Annotated in this window: 19 protein-coding genes and 1 tRNA gene; 10 read left to right on the forward strand and 10 right to left on the reverse strand. The window is 71.4% G+C overall.

Features of this window, described 5'->3' with window-relative positions:
* The first annotated feature begins 551 nt into the window (after nucleotides 1-551).
* Nucleotides 552-1,367, forward strand: a complete 816-nt coding sequence (locus O0S08_RS42245) for a fasciclin domain-containing protein (RefSeq protein ID WP_269035195.1) — start codon at nucleotides 552-554, stop codon at nucleotides 1,365-1,367.
* A gap of 129 nt (nucleotides 1,368-1,496) precedes the next feature.
* On the opposite strand, the gene O0S08_RS42250 is transcribed toward O0S08_RS42245, so the two are convergent.
* Complete coding sequence (locus O0S08_RS42250; RefSeq protein WP_269035196.1) at nucleotides 1,497-2,708, reverse strand: MFS transporter; 1,212 nt, start codon at nucleotides 2,706-2,708, stop codon at nucleotides 1,497-1,499.
* A 185-nt stretch (nucleotides 2,709-2,893) separates the two neighbouring features.
* Here O0S08_RS42250 and O0S08_RS42255 point away from each other — a divergent pair, with 185 nt between their 5' ends.
* A complete protein-coding gene (locus O0S08_RS42255; protein ID WP_269035197.1) occupies nucleotides 2,894-5,377 on the forward strand; it encodes an FG-GAP repeat domain-containing protein in 2,484 nt (827 codons plus the stop codon).
* An 84-nt stretch (nucleotides 5,378-5,461) separates the two neighbouring features.
* Nucleotides 5,462-6,493: a hypothetical protein gene (locus O0S08_RS42260; protein ID WP_269035198.1), complete on the forward strand. Its 1,032-nt coding sequence runs from the start codon at nucleotides 5,462-5,464 to the stop codon at nucleotides 6,491-6,493.
* 64 nt (nucleotides 6,494-6,557) lie between these two features.
* Here the strand turns inward: O0S08_RS42260 and O0S08_RS42265 are convergent, their stop codons facing one another.
* The 3 genes from O0S08_RS42265 to O0S08_RS42275 all read right to left on the reverse strand — a co-directional run bounded on the left by O0S08_RS42265 (nucleotide 6,558) and on the right by O0S08_RS42275 (nucleotide 11,286).
* Nucleotides 6,558-7,940, reverse strand: coding sequence for a phospholipase C (locus O0S08_RS42265; protein ID WP_269035199.1), 1,383 nt, complete (start codon nucleotides 7,938-7,940; stop codon nucleotides 6,558-6,560).
* A 535-nt stretch (nucleotides 7,941-8,475) separates the two neighbouring features.
* Entirely contained in the window at nucleotides 8,476-10,623 is a 2,148-nt protein-coding gene (locus O0S08_RS42270; RefSeq protein WP_269035200.1) for a vWA domain-containing protein, read from the reverse strand.
* A gap of 345 nt (nucleotides 10,624-10,968) precedes the next feature.
* Entirely contained in the window at nucleotides 10,969-11,286 is a 318-nt protein-coding gene (locus O0S08_RS42275; RefSeq protein ID WP_269035201.1) for a DUF2325 domain-containing protein, read from the reverse strand.
* Nucleotides 11,287-11,438: 152 nt separating this feature from the next.
* Between O0S08_RS42275 and O0S08_RS42280 the strand changes: the two genes are divergently transcribed.
* On the forward strand, nucleotides 11,439-12,629 hold the full coding sequence (locus O0S08_RS42280; RefSeq protein ID WP_269035202.1) for an RCC1 domain-containing protein: 1,191 nt from the start codon (nucleotides 11,439-11,441) through the stop codon (nucleotides 12,627-12,629).
* Nucleotides 12,630-12,800: 171 nt separating this feature from the next.
* Here the strand turns inward: O0S08_RS42280 and O0S08_RS42285 are convergent, their stop codons facing one another.
* From O0S08_RS42285 to O0S08_RS42310, 6 genes are all read right to left on the reverse strand, one after another.
* Nucleotides 12,801-14,234: a rhodanese-like domain-containing protein gene (locus O0S08_RS42285; protein ID WP_269035203.1), complete on the reverse strand. Its 1,434-nt coding sequence runs from the start codon at nucleotides 14,232-14,234 to the stop codon at nucleotides 12,801-12,803.
* Nucleotides 14,235-14,268: 34 nt separating this feature from the next.
* Complete coding sequence (locus O0S08_RS42290) at nucleotides 14,269-15,573, reverse strand: APC family permease (RefSeq protein WP_269035204.1); 1,305 nt, start codon at nucleotides 15,571-15,573, stop codon at nucleotides 14,269-14,271.
* Nucleotides 15,574-15,614: 41 nt separating this feature from the next.
* On the reverse strand, nucleotides 15,615-16,871 hold the full coding sequence (locus O0S08_RS42295; protein ID WP_269035205.1) for a DUF4388 domain-containing protein: 1,257 nt from the start codon (nucleotides 16,869-16,871) through the stop codon (nucleotides 15,615-15,617).
* A 154-nt stretch (nucleotides 16,872-17,025) separates the two neighbouring features.
* Complete coding sequence (locus tag O0S08_RS42300) at nucleotides 17,026-17,457, reverse strand: GNAT family N-acetyltransferase (RefSeq protein WP_269035206.1); 432 nt, start codon at nucleotides 17,455-17,457, stop codon at nucleotides 17,026-17,028.
* 20 nt (nucleotides 17,458-17,477) lie between these two features.
* Nucleotides 17,478-18,479, reverse strand: a complete 1,002-nt coding sequence (locus O0S08_RS42305; RefSeq protein WP_269035207.1) for a 3-oxoacyl-ACP synthase III family protein — start codon at nucleotides 18,477-18,479, stop codon at nucleotides 17,478-17,480.
* Between the two features lie 256 nt (nucleotides 18,480-18,735).
* Nucleotides 18,736-18,808, reverse strand: a tRNA-Ala gene (locus tag O0S08_RS42310).
* A gap of 243 nt (nucleotides 18,809-19,051) precedes the next feature.
* Here O0S08_RS42310 and O0S08_RS42315 point away from each other — a divergent pair.
* From O0S08_RS42315 to O0S08_RS42340, 6 genes are all read left to right on the forward strand, one after another.
* Nucleotides 19,052-19,756, forward strand: coding sequence for a MotA/TolQ/ExbB proton channel family protein (locus O0S08_RS42315; protein WP_269035208.1), 705 nt, complete (start codon nucleotides 19,052-19,054; stop codon nucleotides 19,754-19,756).
* Nucleotides 19,753-20,169, forward strand: a complete 417-nt coding sequence (locus O0S08_RS42320; protein WP_269035209.1) for an ExbD/TolR family protein — start codon at nucleotides 19,753-19,755, stop codon at nucleotides 20,167-20,169. The genes O0S08_RS42315 and O0S08_RS42320 overlap by 4 nt, the downstream gene beginning before the upstream one ends.
* Before the next feature lie 317 nt (nucleotides 20,170-20,486).
* Nucleotides 20,487-21,104, forward strand: coding sequence for a hypothetical protein (locus O0S08_RS42325; RefSeq protein WP_269035210.1), 618 nt, complete (start codon nucleotides 20,487-20,489; stop codon nucleotides 21,102-21,104).
* Nucleotides 21,105-21,497: 393 nt separating this feature from the next.
* The gene (locus O0S08_RS42330; RefSeq protein WP_269035211.1) at nucleotides 21,498-22,133 is read left to right on the forward strand and encodes an MYXO-CTERM sorting domain-containing protein; all 636 of its coding nucleotides are present in this window, start codon (nucleotides 21,498-21,500) and stop codon (nucleotides 22,131-22,133) included.
* Between the two features lie 74 nt (nucleotides 22,134-22,207).
* Nucleotides 22,208-22,549 carry an FtsB family cell division protein gene (locus O0S08_RS42335; RefSeq protein WP_269035212.1) on the forward strand — a complete coding sequence of 114 codons (342 nt, stop codon included), beginning with the start codon at nucleotides 22,208-22,210 and terminating at the stop codon, nucleotides 22,547-22,549.
* A complete protein-coding gene (locus tag O0S08_RS42340; RefSeq protein WP_269035213.1) occupies nucleotides 22,546-24,696 on the forward strand; it encodes a sensor domain-containing diguanylate cyclase in 2,151 nt (716 codons plus the stop codon). Before O0S08_RS42335 ends, O0S08_RS42340 begins: the two co-directional genes overlap by 4 nt.
* The last annotated feature ends 43 nt before the right edge of the window (nucleotides 24,697-24,739 follow it).

Below are 24,739 nucleotides of genomic sequence, written 5' to 3' on the forward strand. Positions count from 1 at the left end.
CGCCGCGCCGCTGCCCGTCGCTCGCACTGCTGATTCTGGGCCGCCGCGCCGCTGCCCGTCGCTCGCACTGCTGATCCTGGGCCGCCGCGCCGCTTCCCGTCGCTCGCACTGCTGATCCTGGGCCGCCGCGCTCGCACTGCTGATCCTGTGCCGCCGCGCTCGCACTCGCTGACCTGTGCCACCGCTGCTCGTTCTCTCGCGCCCGCTGAACCTGCCGACGCTCGTCTCTCGCATCGCCGACCTGGGCCGCCCGCGGCTCGTCTCTCGCATCGCCGACCTGGCCGCCCGCGGCTCGTCTCTCGCACTCGCTGACCTGTACTGCCACGCCGCCTTCGTCGCTCGCCCTCTCCGCCTTCGTCGCTCGCCCTCGCGCCGCTCGCCTCTGCCGGGCCCCGTCGTCTCCTGGCCCCCGCACCCGCACGCCGGGAGCCCGCTCGAGTGCATCCTCCGAGTCACCGGCCCTCGCTGGTCGCTGCAGCGCGCAGGCCTCGCGCTCGCGTGCGTGCTGCCCCTTTGACAACGACGGCGCGGCGCGTCAAAACCGCTCGACGATGTCGCCCCGTCGCTTCGCCCCCGCCCTGTTCGTCGCTCTCGCGCTGGCCTGCACTCGCAGCGGCGAGAGCACGCCGCCGCCGGTCGACGCACCGCCGTCCGAGCCGCCGGCAGTGGCCGCCGAGATCGCCCCGGAGCCGGCCCCCGAGGCCCCGCCCGAGCCCGAGCAGCCGCCCGCGCCCACGCTCGACCTCCTCGCCAGCGCCAGCGAAGCGGGCGGCCTCACCACCTTCCTCTCGGCGGTCGAGATCGCCGGCCTGCGCGAGACCTTGCAGGGCCCCGGCCCCTTCACGATCTTCGCCCCCAGCGACAAGGCGTTCGCCGCCCTGCCCAAGGGTGAGCTCGATCGCCTGCTCAAGAACAAGAAGAAGCTCGCCGCCCTGCTGCAGCATCACGTCGTCGCCGGCCCGCCGCTGCCCGGCAAGGCCTACCCCTCGGCAGCCACGCCTGCCCCCGAGCAGGCCGCTCCCGAGCAGGCCGCCCCCGAGACGCCGGCCCCCGCCTTCAATACCCTGGCCGGCGCCCCGCTGCCGCCCCTGCCCGAGTTGGTCCGCGCCGACATCCAGGCCACCAACGGCGTCCTCCACGTGATCGACGTCGTCCTGCCCGCCCCCGGCAAGGCCAAGCCCGCCAAGCCCGCCGCCACCAAGCCCGCCGAGCCCGCCACCAGGCCCGCCGCCACCAAGCCCGTCGAGCCCGCCAACAAGCCCGCCGAGCCCGCCACCAGGCCCGCCGCCAACAAGCCCGCCGAGCCCGCCAACAAGCCCGCCGAGCCCGCCACCAAGCCCGCCGCTGCCAAGCCTCCCTCGCCCTGACGCATGGCCTCGGCGCCATGTTCTTTCGGACATGCGCGATTGCACATGTCCGAAAGAACCGCCATCGCTCTCGCTGCGAGCGCCCGGCCAAGACATGCCCGAACGGACATGTCCCCGGCCTCTCTCCATTCACATCACGCTGGCCAGCTCGGTCTCGCCGCGGCGGACCTTGCCGTGGTGCAGCACCGCCGGCAGCACGCCGATCACGCACAGCACGGCCGCGAGCAGGAAGTGCTGCGCGTAGCCGAATTCCGCGGCCGAGAAGCCCGACAGCGACGAGCCGATCCCCGTGGCCAGCACCACCACGCTGGCCTGGATCGTGTAGTCCGTGCCGGCGGTGTGCGGGCGGGACGCGTCCATCATCATCGTGAACAGCGCGGCGGTGGCCATCCCGCTGGCGAAGTGCTCGAACGTGCACAGCGCGTAGAGCACCCAGCCGTCGCGCGCGCCTGCGGCCGCGATCGCGTACGAGGCGACCGCCAGCGCCTGCACCGCGGCGAACACGAACAGGCAGCGGTAGCGGCCGTAGCTGGCGACGAACGCCCCGCCGACCATCGCCCCGACCAGGCCGGCGAGGAACCCTGCGGTGCCGGTCAGCCAGCCGATGTCGGCCAGGCCGAGGCCCACGTCGATGAAGAACGGGCGCAGCATCCCGACCCCGAACGCCTCGCCGAGCTTGAACGCCGCGATCGCCGCCAGCCACGAGCCGACCCCGGGGCGGCGGAAGAACTCGGTGAACGCGGCCAGCCCCGGGCGCTCGGCCTGCTCCGGCGGCGGCTCGCGGAACGCCGCGATCGGCAGCGTCGTCACCGCGATCGCCCCGGCCATGCACTGGCACACGCGGGCCCAGCCGAGCCACGGGTACAAGATCAGCAGCACCCCGCCGCACAGGATCATCCCCAGGCGATAGGCCGCGACCTGCACCCCGTTGCCGAGCCCGCGCTCTGTGGGCGCCAGGATCGTCACCGCCAGGCCGTCGGTGGCGATGTCCTGCGTCGACGCCAGGAAGTTGAGGACCAGCACCCCGAGCAGCATCGCCTGCAGGTCGACCGTCGGCTCGACCGTCGCCAGCGCCAGCAGCGTGATCACCGTCAGCAGCTGCAGCGGCACGATCCAGCTGCGCCGATGACCGAAGCGAGCGAGCCCGTGGCGGTCGACCAGCGGCGCCCACGCGAACTTCAGCGCCCACGGCAGCGCCAGCAGCGACGCCAGCCCCACGCCCTCGAGCGACACCCCCTGCTCGCGCAGCATCGCCGGCAGGAACTGCGAGAAGAACCCGTACGGCATCCCCTGCGCGAGGTACAGCGATGCGAGCAGCGCGAGCTTGCCAGCGGGCGTCATCGACCCGCGCACGATAGCGCACCGCGCCCGCCGCCGCACGCGCCCTCGCTCGCCGCCCGCAATTGTCGGCCCGCTCGCGACACGCGCATCACGGTGCGTCCGCGACTTCGCAGCGTCCAAATGTCACCTGTCTCTTCGGTCATCTCCGCTTGACGCTCGCGCGCGCCCGGGCGTAGCGTCCTCCGATGAGACGCGCCTACACCTTGCCCTGCACGCTCGTCCTCGCGCTCGCCGGCTGCGGCGACAGCGGGCGCCCGGCCGACGACGGCACCGCCACGCTCCCGACCTCGACGACGCCGGGCCTCACCGAGCCGACCGGCACCACCGACGCCCCGACCGGCACCACCACCGCGCCGACCACCGGCGAGCCGACCACGAGCACCACCACCGGCGGCCAGGGCACCGGCGAGGCGGGCGAGCAGTGTGGCGTCAGCGCGGAGTGCAAGCCCGGCCTCGTGTGCGCCGGCGGCGAGTGTGCGCCGACCGACGGCGAGTGTCAGACCGACGACGACTGCTCCGGCGACTCCTACTGTTGCGCCGACAACTGCCTCCCCGTCGGCGAGAGCCCCGCCGTGTGCATCCCCTACGGCTTCGATCCGAACCAGTGGAGCAACGACGAGTGCGTCGGCGACGTCACCATCGGCCTGTTCGAGCCGGCAGTGCAGTGCGAGTGGACCGCCCCGCCCGACGGCGACCCGTACCCCAATCACAAGTCGGTGCTCACCACCCCGCTCATCTTCGACCTCCCGCACGGCGCCAACGTCGAGTTCCCGCAGGCCGAGATCGTCATCGTCACCTACAACTACACCGACGGCGGCGAGCCGGCCGGCTGGGGCTCCGACCCCAACTACTACGGCGTCATCCGCGTCCTCGACGGGACCACCTGCGAGCTCATCGAGTCGATCGACGACCCGGCCAACCGCATCATCGCCGCCAGCCCGCCGGCCATCGGCGACATCGACGGCGACGGCCTGGCCGAGATCGTCACCCACCGCGCAGTGTCCGGCACGATCGCCTTCGGCTGGGACGTCGCGCAGAAGAAGTACGTCACCAAGTGGGTCGCCACCGACACCAACTACAGCATGACCGTCCGCTGGGACGGCCCCTCGCTGCACGACCTCGACGACGACGGCGTCGCCGAGGTCATCACCGGCAGCGAGGTCTATGACGGCGCCACCGGCACCCGCCTCAACCCGGGCCAGACGATCGCCGGCGCCGGCTCGCACCGCTTCTCCGTGATCGGCGACCTCGACCAGGACGGCGCCGCCGAGCTGATCGGCGCCGGCGTGTGGCGCTGGAACGTCGGCACCAACACGTGGGAGATGGCCTGGCCGGGCGACCCCGACGGCGGCCAGCACTACGGCTTCGCCGACTTCGGCACCCCCGGCGCCGACCCGGCCAGCTTCAACGCCACCGCGCTCGACGGCCGCGCCGAGATCGTCAGCGTCACCGGCGGCGTGGTCGAGCTCTACACCCTCGAGGGCCAGCTGATCTTCACCGCCACCACCGACCTCGGCAGCGGCGGCCCGCCGACCATCGGCGACTTCGACAACGACGGCTACCCGGAGATCGCCAGCGCCGGCGGCAAGGCCTTCAGCATCTACGACCTCGACTGCAAGGACGTGATGGCGCCCGGCTGCGTGGCCCCGTGGATCCGCTGGTCGCAGCCGTCGCAGGACGCCTCGTCGCAGAACACCGGCTCGTCGATCTTCGACTTCGAGGGCGACGGCGCCGCCGAGGCCGTCTACGCCGACGAGTGCTTCCTCCGCGTCTACGAGGGCGCCACCGGCGAGGTCCTCTACTCGACCTTCCGCACCTCGTGCACCTGGTACGAGAACCCCGTGGTCGGCGACCCGGACTACGACCAGAACACCGAGATCCTGGTCGGCTCGAACGACAACTGCGGCGTCGTCTGCCCCGACATCGACCCGATCCACCGCGGCCTGCGCTGCGAGACCGGCGAGGAGTGCGGCGAGCCGTTCATCTGCGACGCCGGCTTCTGCCGCTGCAGCGACAACACCCAGTGCGTCGCCGGCCACGCCTGCACCGAGCCGCTGGCCGGCACCCCGGGCGCCGGCAACGTGTGCCGCGCGGTCCACCCGCCGGGCGTCGGCCTCACCGGACTGCGTGTCCTTCGGGACAGGCTCGACCGCTGGGCCTCCTCGCGCCCGCTGTGGAACCAGCACGCCTACTCGGTCACCAACGTCGACGACGACGGCGGCATCCCGGCCATCTCGCAGTGGCCGGCCAACTTCCTCCAGCCCGACCTCAACAACTACCGCCAGAACCGCCAGGGCGACACCCCGCCGGCCGCGCTGCCCGACATCACCGGCAAGCTGGGCGACCAGAGCTGCATGGGCAAGGACGGCAAGGTGGTCCTGACGAGCACAGTCTGCAACCGCGGCAAGAAGGCCGTGGGCGCCAACCTGCCTGCGACCTTCTACCTCGGAGATCCAGCCGACGGCATGGTCCTGTGCGTGGCCTACACCTCGGAGCCGGTGCCGGTCGAGGAGTGCCGCGACGTCTCGTGCACCATCGACGACACCGTCAACGGCACCGTCACCGTGGTCGTCGACGACGACGGCCAGGGCGGCGAGTTCGCCCTCGAGTGCTTCGAGAACAACAACAGCGACGCCATCCAGATCAAGGACTGCAGCCCGATCGGCTGAGCGCCGCCGCCCGGTGAAAAATCGCGCTCGTCGAGCGCCTGCACCGCCCTGGGCAGGCCCGCGGCGAGCGCCTAAACTCGCCGCGTGCTGCCCCCTGTCTCGCGGCCCGCCGCCGCGCTGCCTCTGCTCCTGCTCTCGGCCTGCTTCAACCCGACCGGCGCCACCTCGACCGGTTCGACCGACCCGGGCACCACCAGCGACAGCGAGGGCAGCACCGCTCCGTCCGCGACGTCGACGTCGACGTCGACCGGCAACACCACGCCGCCGACCACGCTGCCGTCGCAGACCGACCCGACCACCGAGCCGGTCACCACCACCGAGCCGGTCACCACGACCGCACCGCCGCCCGGCTGCGGCGACGGCAACGTCGATGACGGCGAAGAGTGCGACGACGGCAACACCGACAACACCGACGACTGCCTCGACAGCTGCACGAACGCCTTCTGCGGCGACGGCTTCGTCCACGCCGAGCTCGAGACCTGCGACGCCGGCCTCGACAACGCCGACGACGCCACCTGCACCCTCGATTGTCGCCCCGCCGAGTGCGGCGACGGCAAGCTCTGCCCCGCGTGCGACGAAGAGTGCGACGGCGCCAAGGGGTGCAACGGCGCGTGCAAGTTCTCCGAGCGCTACGTGTTCGTCACCAGCGGGACCTTCCAGGGCACCCTGCTCGGCGGCCTGTCCGGCGCCGACGACCAGTGCACCAACGCCGCCGCGACCGCGGACCTGCTGACCGGGCGCAAGTTCGTCGCCTGGCTGAGCACCAGCACCGTCGACGCCAGGGACCGCATCGGCGCCGCGGAAGTCCCGTTCAAGCGCACCGACGGCATGCAGATCGCCGCCCACAAGAAGGACTTCCTCGACATCGTGTCGCCGATGCAGGTCAAGATCAACCTCGACGCGAAGGGCGAGCTGGTGGCGGGCGAGGCGATGGCGTGGACCGGCACCCTCGCCGACGGCCAGAAGACCGACCCCAGCTCGATGTGCGGCGACTGGATCGCCGACGGCAACGGCCGCAAGGGCACCATCACCGCCACCGACTACCGCTGGACCGACGACGGCACCGTCGCCTGCCAGATGTACGCCCACCTCTACTGCGTCCAGACCGGCTTGTAGCGCCCGACTCGAAACTGCTCAAGAGGACATGTGCGAAGGCACATGTCCTCTCGTGCGTCCAGAGTCACGGCTTCTCGGGGTGGAGCTTGGCGCAGCGGGCCACCGCGGCGGCGTCGACCTTGGGCAGCGTGACCGCCGGCGGCGTCGCGTGCGGCGGGGCGGAGAAGTCGAACATGTCCCACGGCGCCAGCGCGTTGGCGTCGCGGGCGGTCAGCGCCGGCAGGACGAAGCGGGCCTCGATGAAGCGGAGGATCGACGTGTGGTCGTAGACCTCGTGGCCGACGTAGTGCTTCTTCGCATAGGGCGACACGACGATGAACGGCACGCGCGGCCCGAGGCGGTCGAAGCGGCCCGACTGGTCGTGCGGCTGCAGCTCCGGCGTGTGCGCGTCGGGCGGGCAGGCGGCCGGCGGCGGCACGTGGTCGAACAGCCCGCCGTGCTCGTCGTAGGCGAAGAACAGCGCCGAGCGCGGCCAGTTCGGGCTCTTCAGCAGCGCATCGATTACCTGGGCCGAGAACAGCTGCCCGAGCTGCGAGACCGACGGCGGGTGCTCCCACGTCGCCTTCGACTCCGGCGCGTCGAACGTCGCGTTGACGAACGACACCGCCGGCAGCTGGCCCGCCTTCGCGTCGGCGAAGTACTGCGAGATCGGGTGCCGCTGCGTCCTCGAGTCGGGCAGCATCCCCGTCAAGAAGTCGCCGAGGCCGCCCTCGTCGCTGAAGTACACCCGGTAGCTGACGCCGCGGGTCGTCAGGTGATCGAAGATCGTCGCGTCCGGCTTGAAGTTGACGTTGACCGTGCGACCGTACGACGAGCCCGCGTAGAGGTACATCCGGTTGGGCCAGGTCGGCCCCGGCACCGAGCTGAAGTAGTGGTCGCCGAGCGCGAACTCGTTGGCCAGCCAGTAGTAAAACGGCAGGTCGGGCTCGTCGTAGTAGCCCATCGCCCGCTCGCCCCGCAGGGTCACGTCGATGACGTCGTCGCCCTTGCCCTCGTTGGTGCTGACGAACCCGTCCATCTTGCCGCCGCCGATCTGCTCGTGCACCGCGTCCCACGAGTGATTGGTGTTGCCGAAGCAGGGCTGCGTCTGGTGGTAGATCGCCACCGGCGCCCCCTCGGGCCCGGGGTTCGAGAAGTTCACCGGCGCCACCTCGGCCTCCGGTTGCCCGCGCACCGGCAGCATCTGAAAGTAGTGATCGAACGAGCGGTTCTCCTGCATGAGCACGACGATGTGATCGATGGGGATCTGCTCGCCGTTCGGGTACGACTTGCCCTGCGTCTCCGCGGGCAAGGCTCCCACCTCGTACTTGCAGCTGCTGCGGCCCTCGGCCGCGTCCGCGTCGCTCGGCGGCTTCACCTTCCGGTCCCAGTCCGCCTCCTGCTCGCCCGCTCCCGGGGCGCACGCCGTCATCAACACCAGCGCTCCGATACCTGCTCGTCGTGCCATGCCTTGGCTCCTCTCGTGAACGCGGGCACCGCTCGCCGATCGGCCGGTGCGCGCGGCCAGCCGGGTAGCACGGGCGCGCGGAGGCGCGAGGCCGCGAGCGCGCACGCGTCCACATGCGCGCGCAGCCGGCCTCCCGCATCGGCCTCGCGCTCTCGGGCGCGGCCTCCGCCCACCAGACCGGCGTGACCGCGCCTCGGCATGCCCCTTACGACATGTCCCTCAGCTCCCACGTCCGCCGCCGGCTGCTGCGCGCGCTCCGCCTGTCCGTTCGGACAGCACGCCGGGCTGAGCCGCAGCCTCGCTTACCTGTCCGTTCGGACATACGAATCCGCCGCCTCGTCGTCGTCGACTCCGCTCGCCGAGCTGAGCCGCAGCCCCGCCTACCTGCTGTTCGGACATCTCGATGCGAGCCACGGCCGGTCCACCGGCAGGCCCGACGCCGAACAGCCGCATCCGCTCTACCCTGCCGTTCGTCCACCTCGTGGCGCGCTGAGCCGCCGTTCGAGCGGCGGCCGACCACCCCCGGCCGCCGCTCTCACCTGTCCGTTCGGACATCTCGGCGTGCCCGCCGTCGCCGTCCCAGCCCGAGCAGGCCGAGGCCGACCAGCGGCGCGAGCATCCGCTCCCCGTCGGCTGCGCTGGTGCACGCGCACCCGTCCTTCGCCGTGCCGCCCGGCGCTCCGCCGTCGGTGTCCGCCCCGCCCGGCTCGTCGCCGCTCTCGCCGGGTGCACCGGTGCCCGGCTGCCCGCCCGTCGTCGGCGTGTCGGTCGTCGCCCCGTCCGTCGTCGCCCCGCCGCTCGTCGGCCCGCTGGTGGGCGCGCTCGTCGAGCCGTCGGTCGTCGCTCCGTCCGAGGTCGTCGCTCCGCCCGTCGTCGTCGACGTCGCGGCCCCGGTGGTCCCCGGCTCCTCGCCGGTGGTCGACGAGCTGCTGTCCGTATCGCTCGGGTCCGGCACCGGATCGGGCTCGAGATCGTCGCCGCCGTCGAGCCCGCCGCACGCGAGCAGGCTACAGCACGGATCGATCATGGTCTCGCTGAGCACTTCGGTGAACATGTGCTCGAAGATCGCCGCCAACGCCGCCTGCAGCTCGACCTGCGAATCGCCCGCAGGGAAGAAGTCGAGCCCGCCGCCCGAGCCCCAGGCCGCCATCATCGTCAGCTGCTCGACCGCCTCCGGCGCCGCGGCCAGCTCCCCGAGCCCGACCACGTAGGTCCGCACCCCGTCGACCACCATCTGCTCGAGCGAGGCCTGGACCGCCGCGTCGTCCGAGTCGTACGGCCCGTCCATGATCAACACGTTGTAAAACTTCGTCTGCGCGTCGCACGTGAACGGCGCGTCGACGGCCATGCAGCTCGCCCTGGCCGCGGCCAGGTGCCCCTGCACGAGCTCGAGCCCGAGATGGACGAACGCCCCCGAACCGGCGCACGCCCCCGGCTTCTGCGGGTCGACGTCGCACCGCGGCACGTGGCTCTGCACCGGCGTCGTCGGCCCCGGAAACTCGATCTCGTCGGTCTTGAAGGTCCACGAGATCGGCGGCCCGCCCCACGGCTCGTCGCACCCGGGCGCGTCACAGGAGGTCTGCGGATCGAGCGCCCAGTCGAGCACGCTGCCGCGACACGGCGCATAGTCGACGAGGAGCTTCTGCTCGGCCGGAGAATCACCGCCGAACACCGCCGCGCCGACGATCGTCCACAGATCGAGCGGCACGACATCACTCAGCGGCGGCGTCGGGTCGTTCAGCGCGACCGCGATCCCGCCCGTGCGCAGCAGGTCCCAGCGCGTCTGCCCCATCGCCCCGTGGACGCTGTCGCCCATCACGTTGAGCATCGACGACGAGCCGTCGAGGATGAACATGATCCGTGGCCGCGCCGGGTCGCAGATCGGCTCCTCGACCTGGTTGATGATCTCCAGGACCAGCACCTTCAGCGCGTCCTTGAACACCTGCGGCTCGACCACCGCCTGACCGGTCCCGCCGGCGGCGGCGAGCTTGTTCGCCTCCGCCGTCCCCGCCGCGTCACCGACCGACAACACGTAGGTCGGGATCGCTTCGTTAATCCACATGTCCGAAGCGACAGGTACCGGATCGGCCGACGGCGGCTGCAGCACCTGAGTGCCCTCCGCGTCGGTCCACACCCCCTGGGTGATCACGATCAGCACCGGCCGGCGCGCGTCCGGTCCGACCTCCTCCGGATGATCCGCCTTCCCCGCTGCGAACAGCGCCTCCGCCCGCGCCAGCGCCCCCGCAGTCCACGCGCCGATGCCCGTCGGCGCCCCCGCAAGCGGCGGCGGCACCGTCGCCAGAGCGTCCTTCACCGCCTCACCGTTGCACTGGAAGTACTGCTTGTCGGGGGCCTGCGCGTCGTACCAGGCCACGTCGAGCTTCTGCCCGTCGACCAGCCCGCTCGCATCGCCGGCGATCGTCGTGCCCGGCTGATCGACGTCCGGGTCGTGCCCGAAGCGCATCAACGCAAGCATGATGTTGCCCTGGATGTAGCCGTTGTTGGTGTCGACGATCGCCTGCACCGCCGCGACCGCCCGCTGCCAGCGCGTCTCGTCGGCGTCGAACATCGCGTTCATCGCCGTCGAGTAGTCGAGCGCGATCAGGAAGACCGGCTTGACGAAGGTGCACTGGTCCTCCTCGATGCAGATCGGGGCCGCGCGCGACGGTTCGCTCCCACCCACCAGCGCCAGCCCGACGCCGGCGAGGATCCCGAGTTGCAGGCCGAGGCGCTTCCACGATCGCTAGGGTCCGCTCATGCCCCGCCACCTGGCCGCCGTTCGCCGCCCGCGTCAATTCCACCGGCGCTGCCGCGCCCTCGTCGCACCGCTACAGATCTAGCGAACAATCCCCGCATCCCGGCCGATCGCCGGACGCATCCCGTTCCGTCGTCGCCACCACTGGCACGATCCGCACACCACTCGCCGCTTCAAGAATCTGACATCACGCGCTCGCAACCTCGACCCGATCGGTCGACGCCGTGTTTCACCGCGACCTCGTGCGACAGCTGTCGCCGGTCGCAAGCCCGCTCACGAAGCGTTCTGCTCGACCGCGGCCCGTAGCGCCGAGACCGACGCGGTGCGCAGGTACACCACCTTGGTGTCGTCGGTGACGAGCTCTTTGATCTGATCGCGGAGCGCGTGAGAGACCATGCCGACCATCACCACGACGAGCGCGATCTTGCCGGCCCCGTGGCGCACGCCCGGGGGGATCCGCTGCTCGAAATGCCGCAGGGTGCAACCGAAGCGCTGCGCGACCTCGCGATAGCGGCTCGACATCCCACCGTGTCCACCCACGACCACGACCGTCGACTCGCTCGCCTCTTTTTTCTCCTGTTTGGTAGCCATGCCCCTGGTTGTGCAACGCCCGGGCCAACCTCGATCTCGCTCGTAAGCAGTCCAGAACCCCCCTGCGCCCTATTCCCAACTTTCTTCGTTTGCCAAAATGGCACGCACCCCGCGGGCTCGGTGCCACCGCGGATGGTCTACCCTGCGACTGCATGCGTCTCCGCTCGTGCGCCGCGCTCCTCGCCCTCGCCCTCGCTTCCTGCGATGGCGGCTACAAGCCTCCGCCGCGCCCGCCCACGCAGGGTCCGCCGACCCCGCAGCCCCAGCCTCCGCCGCGCCCCCAGCCGCAGCAGCCGGCGCCTCCACCAGCGGACCCGGCCGTCGCCATCTCCGCGCACGGCGAGCACAGCTGTATCCGCCGCAAGTCGGGCGCGGTCGCGTGTTGGGGCAAGAACAGCGACGGTCAGCTCGGCGACGGCGGCCGGGCCGACCTCCCGCGGGCCGCGCTCGTACCTGGTCTTTCGGGCATGTCTGAAGTGTCAGCCGGGGGCAACTTCACGTGCGCGCGCAAGTCGAGCGGGCAGGTGCTGTGTTGGGGCAACAACGAGGACGGCCAGCTCGGCGACGGCGCCGGCGCGCGCCCGGGCGCCCGCAGCACCAGCCCGGTGGCCGTGGCCGGCCTCGCCGACGCCGTCGAGATCGTCGCCGGCGGCGCGCACGCCTGCGCCCGTCGCAAGGCCGGCGGCGCGGTCTGCTGGGGCCTCGGCGAGAACGGCCAGCTCGGCGCCCAGGCCGACCGCTCGGCCCGACCCGTGACTGTCCCTTCGACCAGCCGCGCCGTCCAGCTCGCCGCCGGCGACGCCCACACCTGCGCCCGCACCGACGCCGGCACCGTGCTCTGCTGGGGCCGCAACACCGAGGGCCAGCTCGGCGACAACCTCCACGCCGGCCGCTCGACCCCCAAGCCCGTCCAGGGCCTCGCCGACGCCGTGGACCTCGTCGCCGGCGCCAAACACACCTGCGCCCGCCGCAAGACCGGCGGCGTGGTCTGCTGGGGTCACAACCAGGACGGCCAGCTCGGCGACGGCACCACCGGCACCTTCGCCCAGCGCAGCCCTGTCGCCGTCGCCGGCCTCACCGGCCCGCTCGAGCTCGCCGCCGGCGGCGCGCACACCTGCGCCAAAGTACAGGGTGATAAGGTCATGTGCTGGGGAGCAGGTCGCGACGGACAGGTCGACGGCGGCGCCGCCTCGCGCCCGCGGCCCGCTCCGGTGCCCGGCCTCACCGGCGCCGTCGACCTCGCCCTCGGCGCCGCCCACTCGTGCGCCCTGCAGTCGACCGGCAACATCACCTGCTGGGGCAGCGACGAGCACCGCGCCCTCGGCCCGCGCCGCCTGCCGTGAGCCGGCGCGTCCACATGACCCTCAGGACACGTCCTCGAATCAGACCATGCATTGCGGTGTGCGCCCGGGCCTCCGCATGCCCATCAGGACATGTCCTTATAAACAGCAGGCATGACATCCCGAGCCCGCCTCACGGCGGCGCCCGTCCCAGGGACCTCGAGCCGACCGGGGTCAGCCGATCACGCCCGCCGACCTGACCGTGAACTCGCGCTGGTTGCGGAACACCACGTCGTACACCGGCAGCCCCTTCGCCAGCACCGACAGCGTCGCTGCTTGCTGGATCTCCGCCAGGCGGCGGATGTCCTTGCGGAGGATCCCGTACTCCGCCTCGCCGAGCGGCAGCAGCTCCGGGTGGGTCGTGAAGTAGCGCGCCACCTGCTCGCGCGTGAAGTCGGCGACCTGCGGGTGGTTGACGAAGATCTGCACGCCCGCGGTGCCGCACGCCGGCGAGATCAGCGGCACGCGGGTGAACGCCCACACGCCCTGCTCGAGGCGGACGTTGACGACCGCGCCCTCCTCGTGGCCGCCGCCGAGCATCACCAGGTCGAGCTCGACCATGCCGTTCCAGCGCATCGAGAACAGCGCGCGCAGGAACGCCTCCACCAGCGGGCGGCGGATCAGGTAGCGCTCGGGGTGCTGCAGCATCAGGCGCAGGTGGCCGCAGCCGATGTTGCCGGGCGTGATCACGTGCTCCAGCACCAGCGGCCGGAGCGCCTCGGGCGGGCTGTTGAGGAACGCGCGCCACTCCTTCGGCCCCGAGCTGGTCGGCGGCAACCTGTCCGAAAGCGCAGGGTCGGCCCGCATCGCCCCGATCAGGTTGTTGCCGGCGGTGGTGTCGGAGTGGATGTAGAAGTGGCCGAACGTCTCGACGTAGCCCTCGAGCAGCGCGGCGATCCGCTCGAGCGGCACCGGCTGGCCGGTCACGCGCTCCACGGCCGCCAGCGCCAGCAGGAACTCGCCGGCGTCGCCGCCCGGGGTGCCGACCACCGCGTGGTCGTCGCGGCCGTCGACGCACGACGTCTTGCTGTGCAGCATCAGCGCCGCCATCTTGACCCACCGGACCCGCTGGGCGTCGCCGATGTGGGCCTCGATCTGCGCCTGCGTCAGCGGCCGCCCTTCGGCCGTCTCGACCTCGATCGGGGCCGGCGGCGGCCCGGCGATCCGGCGCAGGACCGCCTCGTCGCGCATGGTCGCGAACCCGAACTTGCGCCACGCCGAGATCCCGCCGTCCATCACCGCGACGTACTCCATGCCGAGGCACTCGAGCGCCTGCGCGGCCTGAGCCGCCCTGGGCCCGCCGTTGCGCGACACCAGCACCACCGGCGTGCCGGCGGCCCAGCGCTCCGCGGCCTCGTGGATCCGCGCCAGCGGCAGCCACACGCTGCCGGGCACGTAGCCGAGCGGCCCGGTCAGCTCCTCCGCCTCGCGCACGTCGACCAGCTGGACCGCGCGGCCCTGGCGGCCGACGAACTCGACCGGCAACAGCGGCGTGCCGTCGGGCGCCGTCCACAGCTGCCCGAGCCAGTTGAGCTTGACCAGCCGCTCGTGGATCGGCAGCGTCAGCAGCTCGGCCGAGGTGACCTCCTTCGGGTCTGTCCGTTTCAACCTGTCCCTCCACACATGCTCATAGGTTCATGTCTCAAGGCGCAGGCGAAGCGGGTCGCCGGCGCAGCGCCAGGAAATAATACGGCAACGGCAGCAGCAGACAGCCGGCCGTGAGGGCGACGATCGTCGCGCCCGAGCCGGCGATCATCAGGGCGACCACGGCCAGGCCGACGGTCGCGGTCCACGGGGCGCGGCGGCGCTGCTGCGGCGAGAAGCGGTCGGGTTCGCGCCGCAGCAGCACCAGCTCGGCCGCGCAGGCCACCCCGATGGCGACCAGCGCGGTGGCGGTCGAGAGCAGGGCGATGAAGTTGTAGATCTCGAGGGTCGTGCCGCTGAAGTAGAGCCCGACCAGCGCGCCCGACAGCACCGCGGTGAGCACCAGCGCGCGGGTCGGCGTGCCGAAGCGCGGGTGCAGCCGCGCCAGCGCGCGCGGGCCCAGGCCGTCGCGCGCGGTCGCGTGGGCCATGCGGCTGGTCACCAGCACCCAGCCGTTCAAGATCCCCGCCACCGACACCAGCGCGCCGATGGTCACCAGCGTCGCGGCAGTGGGGCCGAAGTGATAGGCCGCGACGTCGGCGAGCGGGCTGGCGCTCTTCGCCAGCAGCTCGGCGGGGACGGCCAGGCCGAGCGAGCCGAGGACCAGCAGGTAGATCGCGCTGGTCATGAGGAAGCCGATGTAGACCGACTTCCGGATCGTGCGACCGGCCCCGACGATCTCCTCGGCCGGCACCGTGACCGACTCCATGCCGACGAACAGCCACGACACCAGCGACACCGCCGGCAGCAGCGAGCCCCAGCCCCTGGGCGCGAACGGCTCGAGGTTCGCCGTCGACGCCAGCGGCCACAGCGCCACGCTGAGCACCACCAGCGGCGCGAGCTTGCAGATCACGGTGATCACCTGGACCGCCCCGCCGGCGCGCACCCCGAGCGCGTTCGTCAGGGTCAGCGCCCACAGCAGCGCCTGGCTGACGACGAAGGCCGTCCACGGGTCGCCCGCGGCCGGCCACAGCACCGCGAGGTAGCCGACGAAGGCAGTGAGGAACGCCGCGTTGCCGATCACCGCGCACAGCCAGTACAGGAACCCGACCTCGAGCCCGACCAGGTCGCCGAAGGCCCGCCGCGCGAACGCCTGCAGACCGCCCGACACCGGGTAGGCGCCGCCGAGGTCGGCGAACACCGCGGTGAGGCACAGGTAGCCGGCCGCGTTGATCGCCCACGCGACCAGCCCCAGCGGGCCCGCGGTGTCGGCCAGGCTCGACGGGATCACGTAGATCCCCGAGCCGATCATGTTGCCGACCACGAGCGCGGTGGTGGCCACCAGCCCGAGGCCGCGGAACATCCCCGACGGAGGGTTCGTCGGCGCCGCCGCGTCCGCCACCGTCACCCGATCGGCCGCAGCCGGCTCATCAGCGGCTCGACCTGCTTGCTCAGGCTCTGGTCCTTCGAGCGGCGCACCAGGCTGCCGGCGGTGAACAGGGCGAAGCTGACGTAGTCGTACAGCAGCTCCTTGAGCTGGCGCTCGATGTTGGCGCCGGCGAACAGGGCCCTGGCGTTGTCGACCACGCGCTGGGCCTCGAACGCGCCCTTCTCGGCCGGGCCGGCGCGCGAGAACAGCTGCTCGTAGGTCGGGTCGACGAAGCTGGCCAGGTTGTTGCGCAGGATCGTGCCCTTGCCGCCGGAGTCGGCCTCCTGGTGGATCTGCTGCAGCACCGAGTTGGCGGTCTCGACCACCTCGAGCGGCCCGCCGCGCATGCGCGGCTTCTGCATCGTCACGTGCTTCGACTGGATCAGCTGGAACAGCTGCTTGGTGGTCTGGAACTCGCCGAGGCCGAGCACGCGGCCGAGCTCGATCACGCTGAGCACGCCGTCGATCGTGTCGTAGATCGCGCGGAACTCCTTGGGCGCGTCGGTGCGGCCCTCGGCGCGCTCGGGCACGTAGTCGCCGCTGGGGACCCGCTGCCGGAAGTAGCGCATCTCGTCCATGCGCGTGACGCCGTCCATCAGCAGGTTGTTGAGGTTGAGCGAGTGGTGGAACGGGACCGCCTCGTCGTCGAAGCCGTCGAGGAAGCAGAACATCCCGTCGCTGACCTGCATCGACGCCAGGACGATCTCCTCGGCCTGCTTGCCGAGGTACTGATAGACCTGCGAGTGGTTCGAGATCCCGAGCTCGACCGCCATGTCGCCGAAGCGCAGGCCGCTCTCCTTCTGCTTGTCGAGCGTGTGGCGCAGCTGGAACTCGTCGATCGCGCCGAAGCGGTACATGATCTTGCCGAACCGCTCCTCGTCGACGTCGCTGGTGGCGCACACCGCGTTGCCCGAGTCGATGAAGATGCTGCGCACGTGCTCGCCGTCGCGGACGGTCAGCTCGCCGCGCCAGTTGGCCTGGGCGATCAGCGCGATGACGTCGCACATCGTGCCCGGGTGCGTGATCTCGCCGGCCAGGCGGACGATCGCGCCGTCCTCCTCGTCGCGCCGGCCGTCCTGGCCGGTGAAGCGCATGAACACCACGTGGTTCGGCGTCGGCATCAGCCGGTACGCGCCCGCGCGGGCGCGCATCTGCGTGCCCGCGTGCTCGCCGTGCGGCTGCGCCACGCCTCGCTCATCGATGAAGACCAGGTCGTCTTGCGGCTTGCGCATGCGCTGCGCGGACCTGCGTCCGCGTTCTCCGCCTGCTTGGTATCACCCGCTCGATCTGCCCGCAAGCGGCCGCGAGCCCTCTGCAACCCGTTGCAACCGGCGCCGCGACCCATGGAGACAGCGTTCCACGCGCCGTCGTCGGCACACGCACGCCTCAGTCGAGGCGGAACGTGAACAGCACCGTGTCCTGCGGCTCCTCCACCCCGCCGACGGCCGCGTACAGGCGCATCGCCGGGGTGTTCGAGCGATCGGTCGCCACCCACGCCACCCGACAGCCGAGCTCGCGGCCCAGCGCCAAGGTCGCCTGCAGCAGCGCCTGGCCGAGGCCCTTGCCGCGGTGCGACGAGGCCACGCCGACCTCGTTGATCCACAGCTCCGGGTCGGCCTTGTCGGGGTGGAGGTAGTCGACCGCGGAGACCATGCCGACGACCACGTCGTCCGCGACCGCGACGACGAGGTGGTGGTGCGGGTCGGCCAGGAACTCGCGCGCGCGCGCCGGCACGATCGGGTCGTCGAACACGTCGTCCGCGACCCGCTCCAGCAGCTCCGCCTCACCCGCTCCGAGCGGCCTGATCTCCGTGCTCATACTGTCCCTTTCAACATGTCCTAGAAGACAGCCACGGAGCCGGCCCAGGTGAAGCCGGCGCCGAAGGCGGCCATCAGCACGCGCGAGCCGGGGCCGATCTTGCCCTCGCGCCACGACTCGCTGATGCCGATCGGGATGGTCGCGGCGGTGGTGTTGCCGTAGCGCTCGATGTTGTGGACGACGCGGTCGTCGGGGATCCCGAGCTTGGCGGCGACCAGTTGGTTGATGCGCATGTTGGCCTGGTGGGGCACGAACATGTCGATCTCGGCCATCGTCAGGCCGGCGCGGCGGACCACCGAGTGGGCCACCTCGGGCATCTTCTCGGTCGCCCAGCGGAACACCTGCTTGCCGTTCATGCGCGGGTAGTGGCGGCCCTCCTCGAACATCTCCGGGGTCAGGCGCGGCACGTACATGCTGGCCGGGGCCTCGACCCACAGCTCCTGGGCGCCGACGCCGTCGGCGTGGAGCTCGACGTTGTGGATGCCCTGGCCGTCGCGGGTGGCCTCGCCGACCAGCACGCAGCCGGCGCCGTCGCCGAACAGCACCGCGACGTCGCGGCCGCGCTCGTTGAACTCCATCCCGGTCGAGTGGACCTCGGCGCCGGCGATGAGCACGTTCTTGTACACGCCGGCGCGGACCCACGCGTCGGCGACCGACAGGCTGTAGAGGAAGCCCGAGCACTGGTTGCGCACGTCGAGCGCGGGCACGCCGGGGATGCCGAGCTTGTGGGTGAGGAAGCAGCCCGAGCCGGGGAAGTTCACGTCGGGGCTGAGGGTGGCGAAGATCACCGCGTCGACGTCCTTCACCTCGCGGCCCGCCTGCTCGAGCGCCATCTTCGCCGCCGGCAGCGCCAGGTCGCTGGCGCCGATGCCGGTGCGCTCGATGAAGCGGCGCTCGCGGATCCCCGTGCGCTGGTGGATCCACTCGTCGCTGGTCGGCATCAACTTCGACAGGTCGTCGTTCGTCACGACCCGCGTCGGCACGTAGTGGCCCGAACCCAGGATTGCGGCGCGCTTCGTCATCGTCGGCATGGTGCCAGGCGCGCCGCAGCGTTCAAGCTGAAAGCCCGTGCGCACCGCCTCTGCAGGCCGGGCGCAGCGTTTTTCGCAGGGCCAGCGCACGCGCTAGCGAGCGCGGCCGCGACGTCGCGAGCGCGAAGGACCGCAGGCTTTCGCGGCCGACAGCGAGGCTCGAAAATTTCGAGACCAAAAAGACCGAGACCGAGCGGGCTGGTGGCCGGCTCGGTCTCGTGTTGGTTCGGGCTCTTGGTTCCCGCGGTGGAGGCGAGGGGGTTCGAACCCCTGACCTTTGCGCTGCCAGCGCAATGCTCTCCCAGCTGAGCTACGCCCCCGCTTGTTTGGTGGGCGGAGTGTCTAACAGCGAAGCCCCCGTGTCGTCAAGCCCGTGCACGTGAGCGCACTCCCATGGCGGCCGCACCGACAGGTTGCGACGGGCCCCTGGCAGAGAGTAAACCGCTTCAATCCGCTCCCGGCGGATCTTCTTTCCTCGGCCGAGCCGCCGGCTCTGCCCGCATCTGGCAACACTCACGGGCCTGCCGCCGAGGTAAGGCTCTCCGACCGGGCGAACCACAGCGATGGATCTCAAGGAACTCTTCGAACAGGGCGGGCCCCTGATGTGGGCCATCTTGGCCGCCTCGATCGTGGGGGTCGGCATCTTCTTCGAGCGGCTGTGGTCGACGCAGCGGTCCAAGGTGCTGCCCCGCGCCTTCGTCGACCGCATCCGCGCGCTCGTCGCCAAGGGCAAGGTCAACGAGGCGCTGCTCCTGTGCGAGGAGAACGCGTCGTCGATCGCGCTGATCATCGCCTCCGCGCTCCGCGCGTTCGAGCACAGCACCAGCCGGGCCGACATCAAGGAGGCCGTCGAGGAGGTGGGCGCCCGCGAGATCGCCCACATGGACCGCAACGTCGAGATCGTCGGCACCGTCGCCACCATCTCGCCGCTGCTCGGCCTCCTCGGCACCGTCGTCGGCATGATCCAGGTGTTCCGCAACTTCGTCGAGGCCTACGCCTCCGGCGCGGTCGGCCCCGACACCTTCGCCCAGGGCATCTGGCAGGCCCTCATCACCACCGCCTACGGCCTCACCGTGGCGATCCCCATGCTGCTCCTCTACCGCGTGCTGCTCGACCGCACCAACAAGCTGGTGCTCGAGATGGAGGAGGACGCGATGGCGATCGTCAACCTGCTCGAGGACGGCCGCCGCGCCGCCAAGGCCCGCCCGGCCGCCGCCGCGCCCGCGGAGCCGAAGCCCGCGCCCGCGCCCGCCGAGGTGTCTCCGTGAACTTCCGCGGCAAGAACGGCCGCAAGCGGCCGGGCAGCGGCGGTAACCTGGTCGACCTGACGCCGCTCATCGACGTCACCTTCCAGCTGCTCATCTTCTTCCTGCTGACCGCCACCTTCAACACCGACAGCGCCTTCAAGGTCAAGCTGCCCAAGGCCTCGAGCAACGAGCCCGCCAGCGAGTCCAAGGCCCTGGTGGTCGAGATCAGCGAAGACGGCCGCTTCGAGGTCGACCGCGTCGTCGTCGACGACCGCGAGCTGCAGATGCGCCTGTGCAACGCCGCCAAGGACAAGCAGGTGTCGACGGTCAACATCAAGGCCGACCAGAACACCCGCCACGAGAAGGTCGTCCAGGCGATGGACGTCGCCAAGCTGTGCGGCATCGAGAAGCTCGGCATCCTGCACCGCCACTGAGCCTTCGAGGCATGTCCTTCGGGACAGCCTGAGCGGGCGCCGGGACCCGGGTGACGAGCGAGCTCCCCTGTCTCGCCTCGGCACATGTCCTCCGAGACAGCCTGAGCGGGCGCCGGGACACAGGCGAGCGGCGAGCTCCACGTCCCGCCCGAGAAGACTCTCGGGACATGTCCCTTGAGACACGCCCGTCGACCGCGAGCCTCTCGGACCTCCGGCGCGCGACCGCTCAGGGCAGTCTCCCGCGCCGTAGCTCGTCCGAGCGCCCCGTCCGCGCGCCATTTGACGCCGACGCCGCGACGGAGGAACCTCGAGGCGAGATGCTCCGCCGCGGGTCCGCGCGCCTCGGATTGCTCGCCGCCGGCCTGCTGTGGGCCCGGCCTGCGCCGGTCGCCGCCTGCAAGCCGGCCGCGTTCATCGCCGAGAAATTCGACCTCGAGCTGGTGGCAGCCCACCGCGCCGGCCGACCCGCCCCCCTCTCCGGATTCCCCGCGCGCCTCGGCCTCCACAGCTCGCCCTACGACCAGATCCTCTCCTTCGACATCGGCTGGCTGCCCCTCGTCGAACACACCCGGCCGCTGCCCGCGAAGGTCGAGCGGACGATCCGCCGCCACCGCCGACGCTTCGTGATCCAGTGCTATCTCCAGGCCGTGGTGTTCCACGAGCCGATCGTCCCCGGCCGCTTCACCACGGTCGGCGGCGAGCGGGACACCGACGCGGACGCCCGCTGGCGCTCGACCTGGCCGAGCGACGTCGACGGCACGCTCGAGGTGATGCCGACCCGCGACCGCGTGCGACTCCACATCGAGCGCCCGGACGGCCCGCTCGAGCTCGAGTACCGGCTCCGGCACCGGACCTACTGCGACGTCACGACCGACACCCGCCCGCCCGCGCTCCTCCTGGTCGTCGCGCTCGCAGTCCGGCGTCGCCGTCGGTGACAGTCGTCCGCGCTGCTCGCGTTCGCGCTCGCCTTCCTGCCGCAGCACATCGCCACCGGCGGGAGCGCCGGGGACCTCGCGAGCTGGCCCGCTTGTGGTTCAAGCTCAACTGGCCCGTCCGCGACGTACACGAGCGCGCCCAGTGGCGACACCTCATCGAGGTCCGAGCACCCGCTACAAATGCTCGCCTTGCGACCGGGTCAGACTGGTGCTGCCCCGAAGTCGATACGTTCGACTCTGCGAAGCGTGGCGGGGCATCGACTCCATCGATAAGCGGGCTGCGATCATCATTCATGAAGGGGGCCACCACGGCCCCTGCGTCGCGCCGTCGAGGCCTGGCCCTCTCGTCGGCTGAGTTGACCTCGGTGTGCCGGTCTGAGAAATTCGTTGCGAGTGAAACATCCGTCGTACCGCTGCAGCCCGCACCTGGCCGTGGCTGTCGGCGCGTGGCTGCTGCTCCACTCGGCTCCGGTGTCGGCCTGCAAGCCGCCGCAGTTCGTCGCCGAGCGCCTCGACTTCGCGCTCGTGGCCGCACGGCAGGCCGGGCAACCGGTCTCGCTCGAGCATCTGCCACCGACCTTGCGCGCCAGCAGCACGCCGTATGCTCACCTGCTGGTCCGCGACATCGGCTATCTGAAGCTCGTCGAGGCCACGAGGCCGCTCCCTCGCCCGATCGAGCGCCACATTCGCCGTCAGCGGCGCATCGCCAAGCCGATCTGCGCCATCCTCGTCTACCGTGAACCGGCGGTCCCCGGCCGCTACGCCCCGGACCTCGATCCTGAATACCACGAGTTCGACGATCCTCGGTGGCGCGCTCTGTGGCCGCTGGACGTCCCGGGCGTCGTCGAATTGACGCCGCACCGCGATCGCCTCCTCGTGACCATCGAGCGGCCCGACGCGCCGCTCGAGCTCGAGTACCGCCTCACCCACGCGACCTTCTCGAGCTGTGACGTCACGTCCGGTGATGGCCGTCCGCCCGCCGTCCTCGTGCTCCTCGCTCTGGCGCTGCGACGGCGACGCCGCGAGTGACGCGGTCGGTCGCCTGTCCGCCACTGCACAGGCGCGCAGCATCGCGCACTCGGCCGGTCGCTCTCGCCGATTTTTTGCCCCGATCGATCACCCCGGCCAAGGTCGGTCCGCTCCCCATGCAATGGGTCAACCGGATCCTGCTCGCCGCGCTGCTCGCGTTCGCGATCGCCTACCTGCCGCAGCACGTCGCCACCGGCGGGAGCGCCGAGGACCTCGCGCGCGTGGAGAAGGAGCACGCCGCGCTGCGCCGCGGCAACGAGCGGCTGCAGGCCGACATCGACGCCCTGCGCGCCGAGATCGCCGCCCTCAAGCGCGACCCCGAGGAGGTCGCGCGGATCGCCCGCGAGGACCTCAACCTGATCCGGCCAGGTGAGGTGGTGTTCGAGATCCGCCGCGACGACAAGACCAAGCCATGACGACGCTCGCCCGCACCATCCACGGCCTCCGCCTCCGCGCCCGCGAGCGCTGGAGCCTCCTCGTCCTGCTCGCCACCTGGCTGGTGCTGGCGGTGGGGGCAGCCACGCCGACCGCCTTCGACGAGGGCAGCCCGGCCCTGGCCGCCTCGCTGACGGTGTTCGCCGCCACCCTCGTGCGCGCGCTGCTCCGCGAGCTACGCCCGAACGCCGCCACCTATTCGCAGACCCACGAGCTCGAGCTCGGCCTCCTCATCATCACCGGCACCTATCTGCTGATCGCCGTCACCGGCGGCCTCGCCAGCCCGGCCCACCCGCTGGTCTACGCCCTCGCCTCGTTCCTGCTGCTGCTCCACCGCGCGCGCTGGATCGCCGGCGTGTGGCTGGCATCGATCGCCCTGCTCGAGGTCGCAGTCGGCTGGTCTGCGGGACATGACTCCGGGGCCAGGATCGCCTTCCACCTCAGCTACATCGCCTTCTTCGCCGCCGGCAACCTGCTGATCCTCGGCGCCCTCGTCCGGCGCCTGCGCGGCGAGCACGCCCAGCGGCTGGCCGACGAGCTGTCGCACATCCGCCAGGAGGCCCGCGACTTCCGGCTGGTCGCCGCCGCCGCCCCGCGCAAGAGCCGGGACGCCGAGGAGGCGCAGCTGACCCAGTCGGCGGTGCACGCGATCCACGAGCAGGTCGCGTTCAGCCTCGAGCTCATCCGCGGCGACCTCGAGCTGCACACCTGCGCGCTGCTGTGGATGTCCGAGGAGGAGCTCGTGCTCAAGCGCGCCGCCTCGGCCGCGACCGCGCTGGTCGGCGCGCCCGAGCTGGCGAGCCCCGGCGTGCTGGCCGGGCTGCTGCGCAACCCGAAGACGCTCGTCCTCAAGAACATGTCCGAGAAGCACCTGCCGCCGTACTACGGCGCGCCGGTGGCGGTCACCGACCTGTGCGCGGTGCCGCTGGTCCGCGGCGAGCGGCTGCTCGGGGTCCTGTGCGCCGACCGGATCGACGGCAAGCCCTTCACCGCCGCGGAGCAGGACAAGCTGACCTCCGCGGCGCAGCACGTGCTGCGGACCGTCGACCACGAGCGGGCCTTCATCACCGCGATGCGCAGCCGCTACGAGCACGAGCAGCTGTACCGGGCGAGCGAGCTGCTGAGCGGCGCGCTCGGGCTCGAGGCGCTGTACGGCAAGAGCTTCGAGGCGATCCGCGCGATCGCCCCGTACGACCTGGCCGCGATCGCCACCTACGACGAGCACGCCGAGGCCCACCGGGTGCTCGCGGTCGACGTCCCCGGCGACCGCGACCCGACCCACGGCGACGGCTGGCGGAGCATCGCCGAGTCGCTGCGCGACCGCGTGTTCGAGCACGGCTCGGGCCTCGTCGCCATGGCGACCAAGAACCGTCACTTCATGCCGGCCGCCGACGAGCGCGTCGAGCCGGAGACCGTCGTGTTCGACGTCCACACCCGCCTGCGCCCGGCCCAGAGCGTGCTCGTCCTGCCGCTGCTGCACGGCGAGAAGGTCCTCGGCACCCTCACCTTGGCGGCCGCGCGCGAGCGCCAGTTCCCGCGGGCGACCCGCGAGATCCTCCGCGTCCTCTCGCACCAGCTCAGCGTCGGCCTGCAGAACGCGCGCATGTACCGGGCCATGGAGGAGCGGGCCACCACCGACGGCCTCACCGGCCTCACCAACCACCGCGCCTTCCAGGAGCGCCTGGCGCAGATCCACGCCCTGGCCGAACGGACAGGTCGCAACTTCTCGCTGATCCTCACCGACATCGACCACTTCAAGAAGGTCAACGACACCTACGGCCACCCGATCGGCGACGCAGTGCTCAAGCGCGTCGCCGCGGTGTTCGCCGGCCGCGCGCGCAAGGTCGACATCGTCGCCCGCTACGGCGGCGAGGAGTTCGTGCTCGTCCTGCCCGACACCGACGCCGAGGGCGCCGCCATCTTCGCCAACAAGCTGCGCGAGGAGGTCGCCGCCCAGACCATGACCAGCGACCAGGGCCCGTTCGCAGTCACGATCTCCATGGGCGTCGCCGAGTACCCGACCGACGGCCACGCCACCGCCGAGCTCATCGAGCGCGCCGACCAGGCGCTCTACCACTGCAAGCACAACGGCCGTAACTGCGTCACGCGGGCCAGCCAGCTGCCCTGAGCGCCCGCGCGCCCGCCGACCTCCCACCGATCTGCCATACTGA

It is taken from the genome of Nannocystis punicea (assembly GCF_026965555.1).
GTDB classification, from domain to species: Bacteria; Myxococcota_A; Polyangia; order Nannocystales; family Nannocystaceae; genus Nannocystis; species Nannocystis punicea.

Bases quoted from the DNA above. Each gene is read 5' to 3' on its own strand.
- O0S08_RS42245 (WP_269035195.1), top strand. From the start codon at position 552: ATGTCGCCCCGTCGCTTCGCCCCCGCCCTGTTCGTCGCTCTCGCGCTG.
- O0S08_RS42250 (WP_269035196.1), bottom strand. From the start codon at position 2,708: ATGACGCCCGCTGGCAAGCTCGCGCTGCTCGCATCGCTGTACCTCGCG.
- O0S08_RS42255 (WP_269035197.1), top strand. From the start codon at position 2,894: ATGAGACGCGCCTACACCTTGCCCTGCACGCTCGTCCTCGCGCTCGCC.
- O0S08_RS42265 (WP_269035199.1), bottom strand. From the start codon at position 7,940: ATGGCACGACGAGCAGGTATCGGAGCGCTGGTGTTGATGACGGCGTGC.
- O0S08_RS42275 (WP_269035201.1), bottom strand. From the start codon at position 11,286: ATGGCTACCAAACAGGAGAAAAAAGAGGCGAGCGAGTCGACGGTCGTG.
- O0S08_RS42280 (WP_269035202.1), top strand. From the start codon at position 11,439: ATGCGTCTCCGCTCGTGCGCCGCGCTCCTCGCCCTCGCCCTCGCTTCC.
- O0S08_RS42290 (WP_269035204.1), bottom strand. From the start codon at position 15,573: ATGTTCCGCGGCCTCGGGCTGGTGGCCACCACCGCGCTCGTGGTCGGC.
- O0S08_RS42295 (WP_269035205.1), bottom strand. From the start codon at position 16,871: ATGCGCAAGCCGCAAGACGACCTGGTCTTCATCGATGAGCGAGGCGTG.
- O0S08_RS42300 (WP_269035206.1), bottom strand. From the start codon at position 17,457: ATGAGCACGGAGATCAGGCCGCTCGGAGCGGGTGAGGCGGAGCTGCTG.
- O0S08_RS42305 (WP_269035207.1), bottom strand. From the start codon at position 18,479: ATGACGAAGCGCGCCGCAATCCTGGGTTCGGGCCACTACGTGCCGACG.
- O0S08_RS42315 (WP_269035208.1), top strand. From the start codon at position 19,052: ATGGATCTCAAGGAACTCTTCGAACAGGGCGGGCCCCTGATGTGGGCC.
- O0S08_RS42325 (WP_269035210.1), top strand. From the start codon at position 20,487: ATGCTCCGCCGCGGGTCCGCGCGCCTCGGATTGCTCGCCGCCGGCCTG.
- O0S08_RS42340 (WP_269035213.1), top strand. From the start codon at position 22,546: ATGACGACGCTCGCCCGCACCATCCACGGCCTCCGCCTCCGCGCCCGC.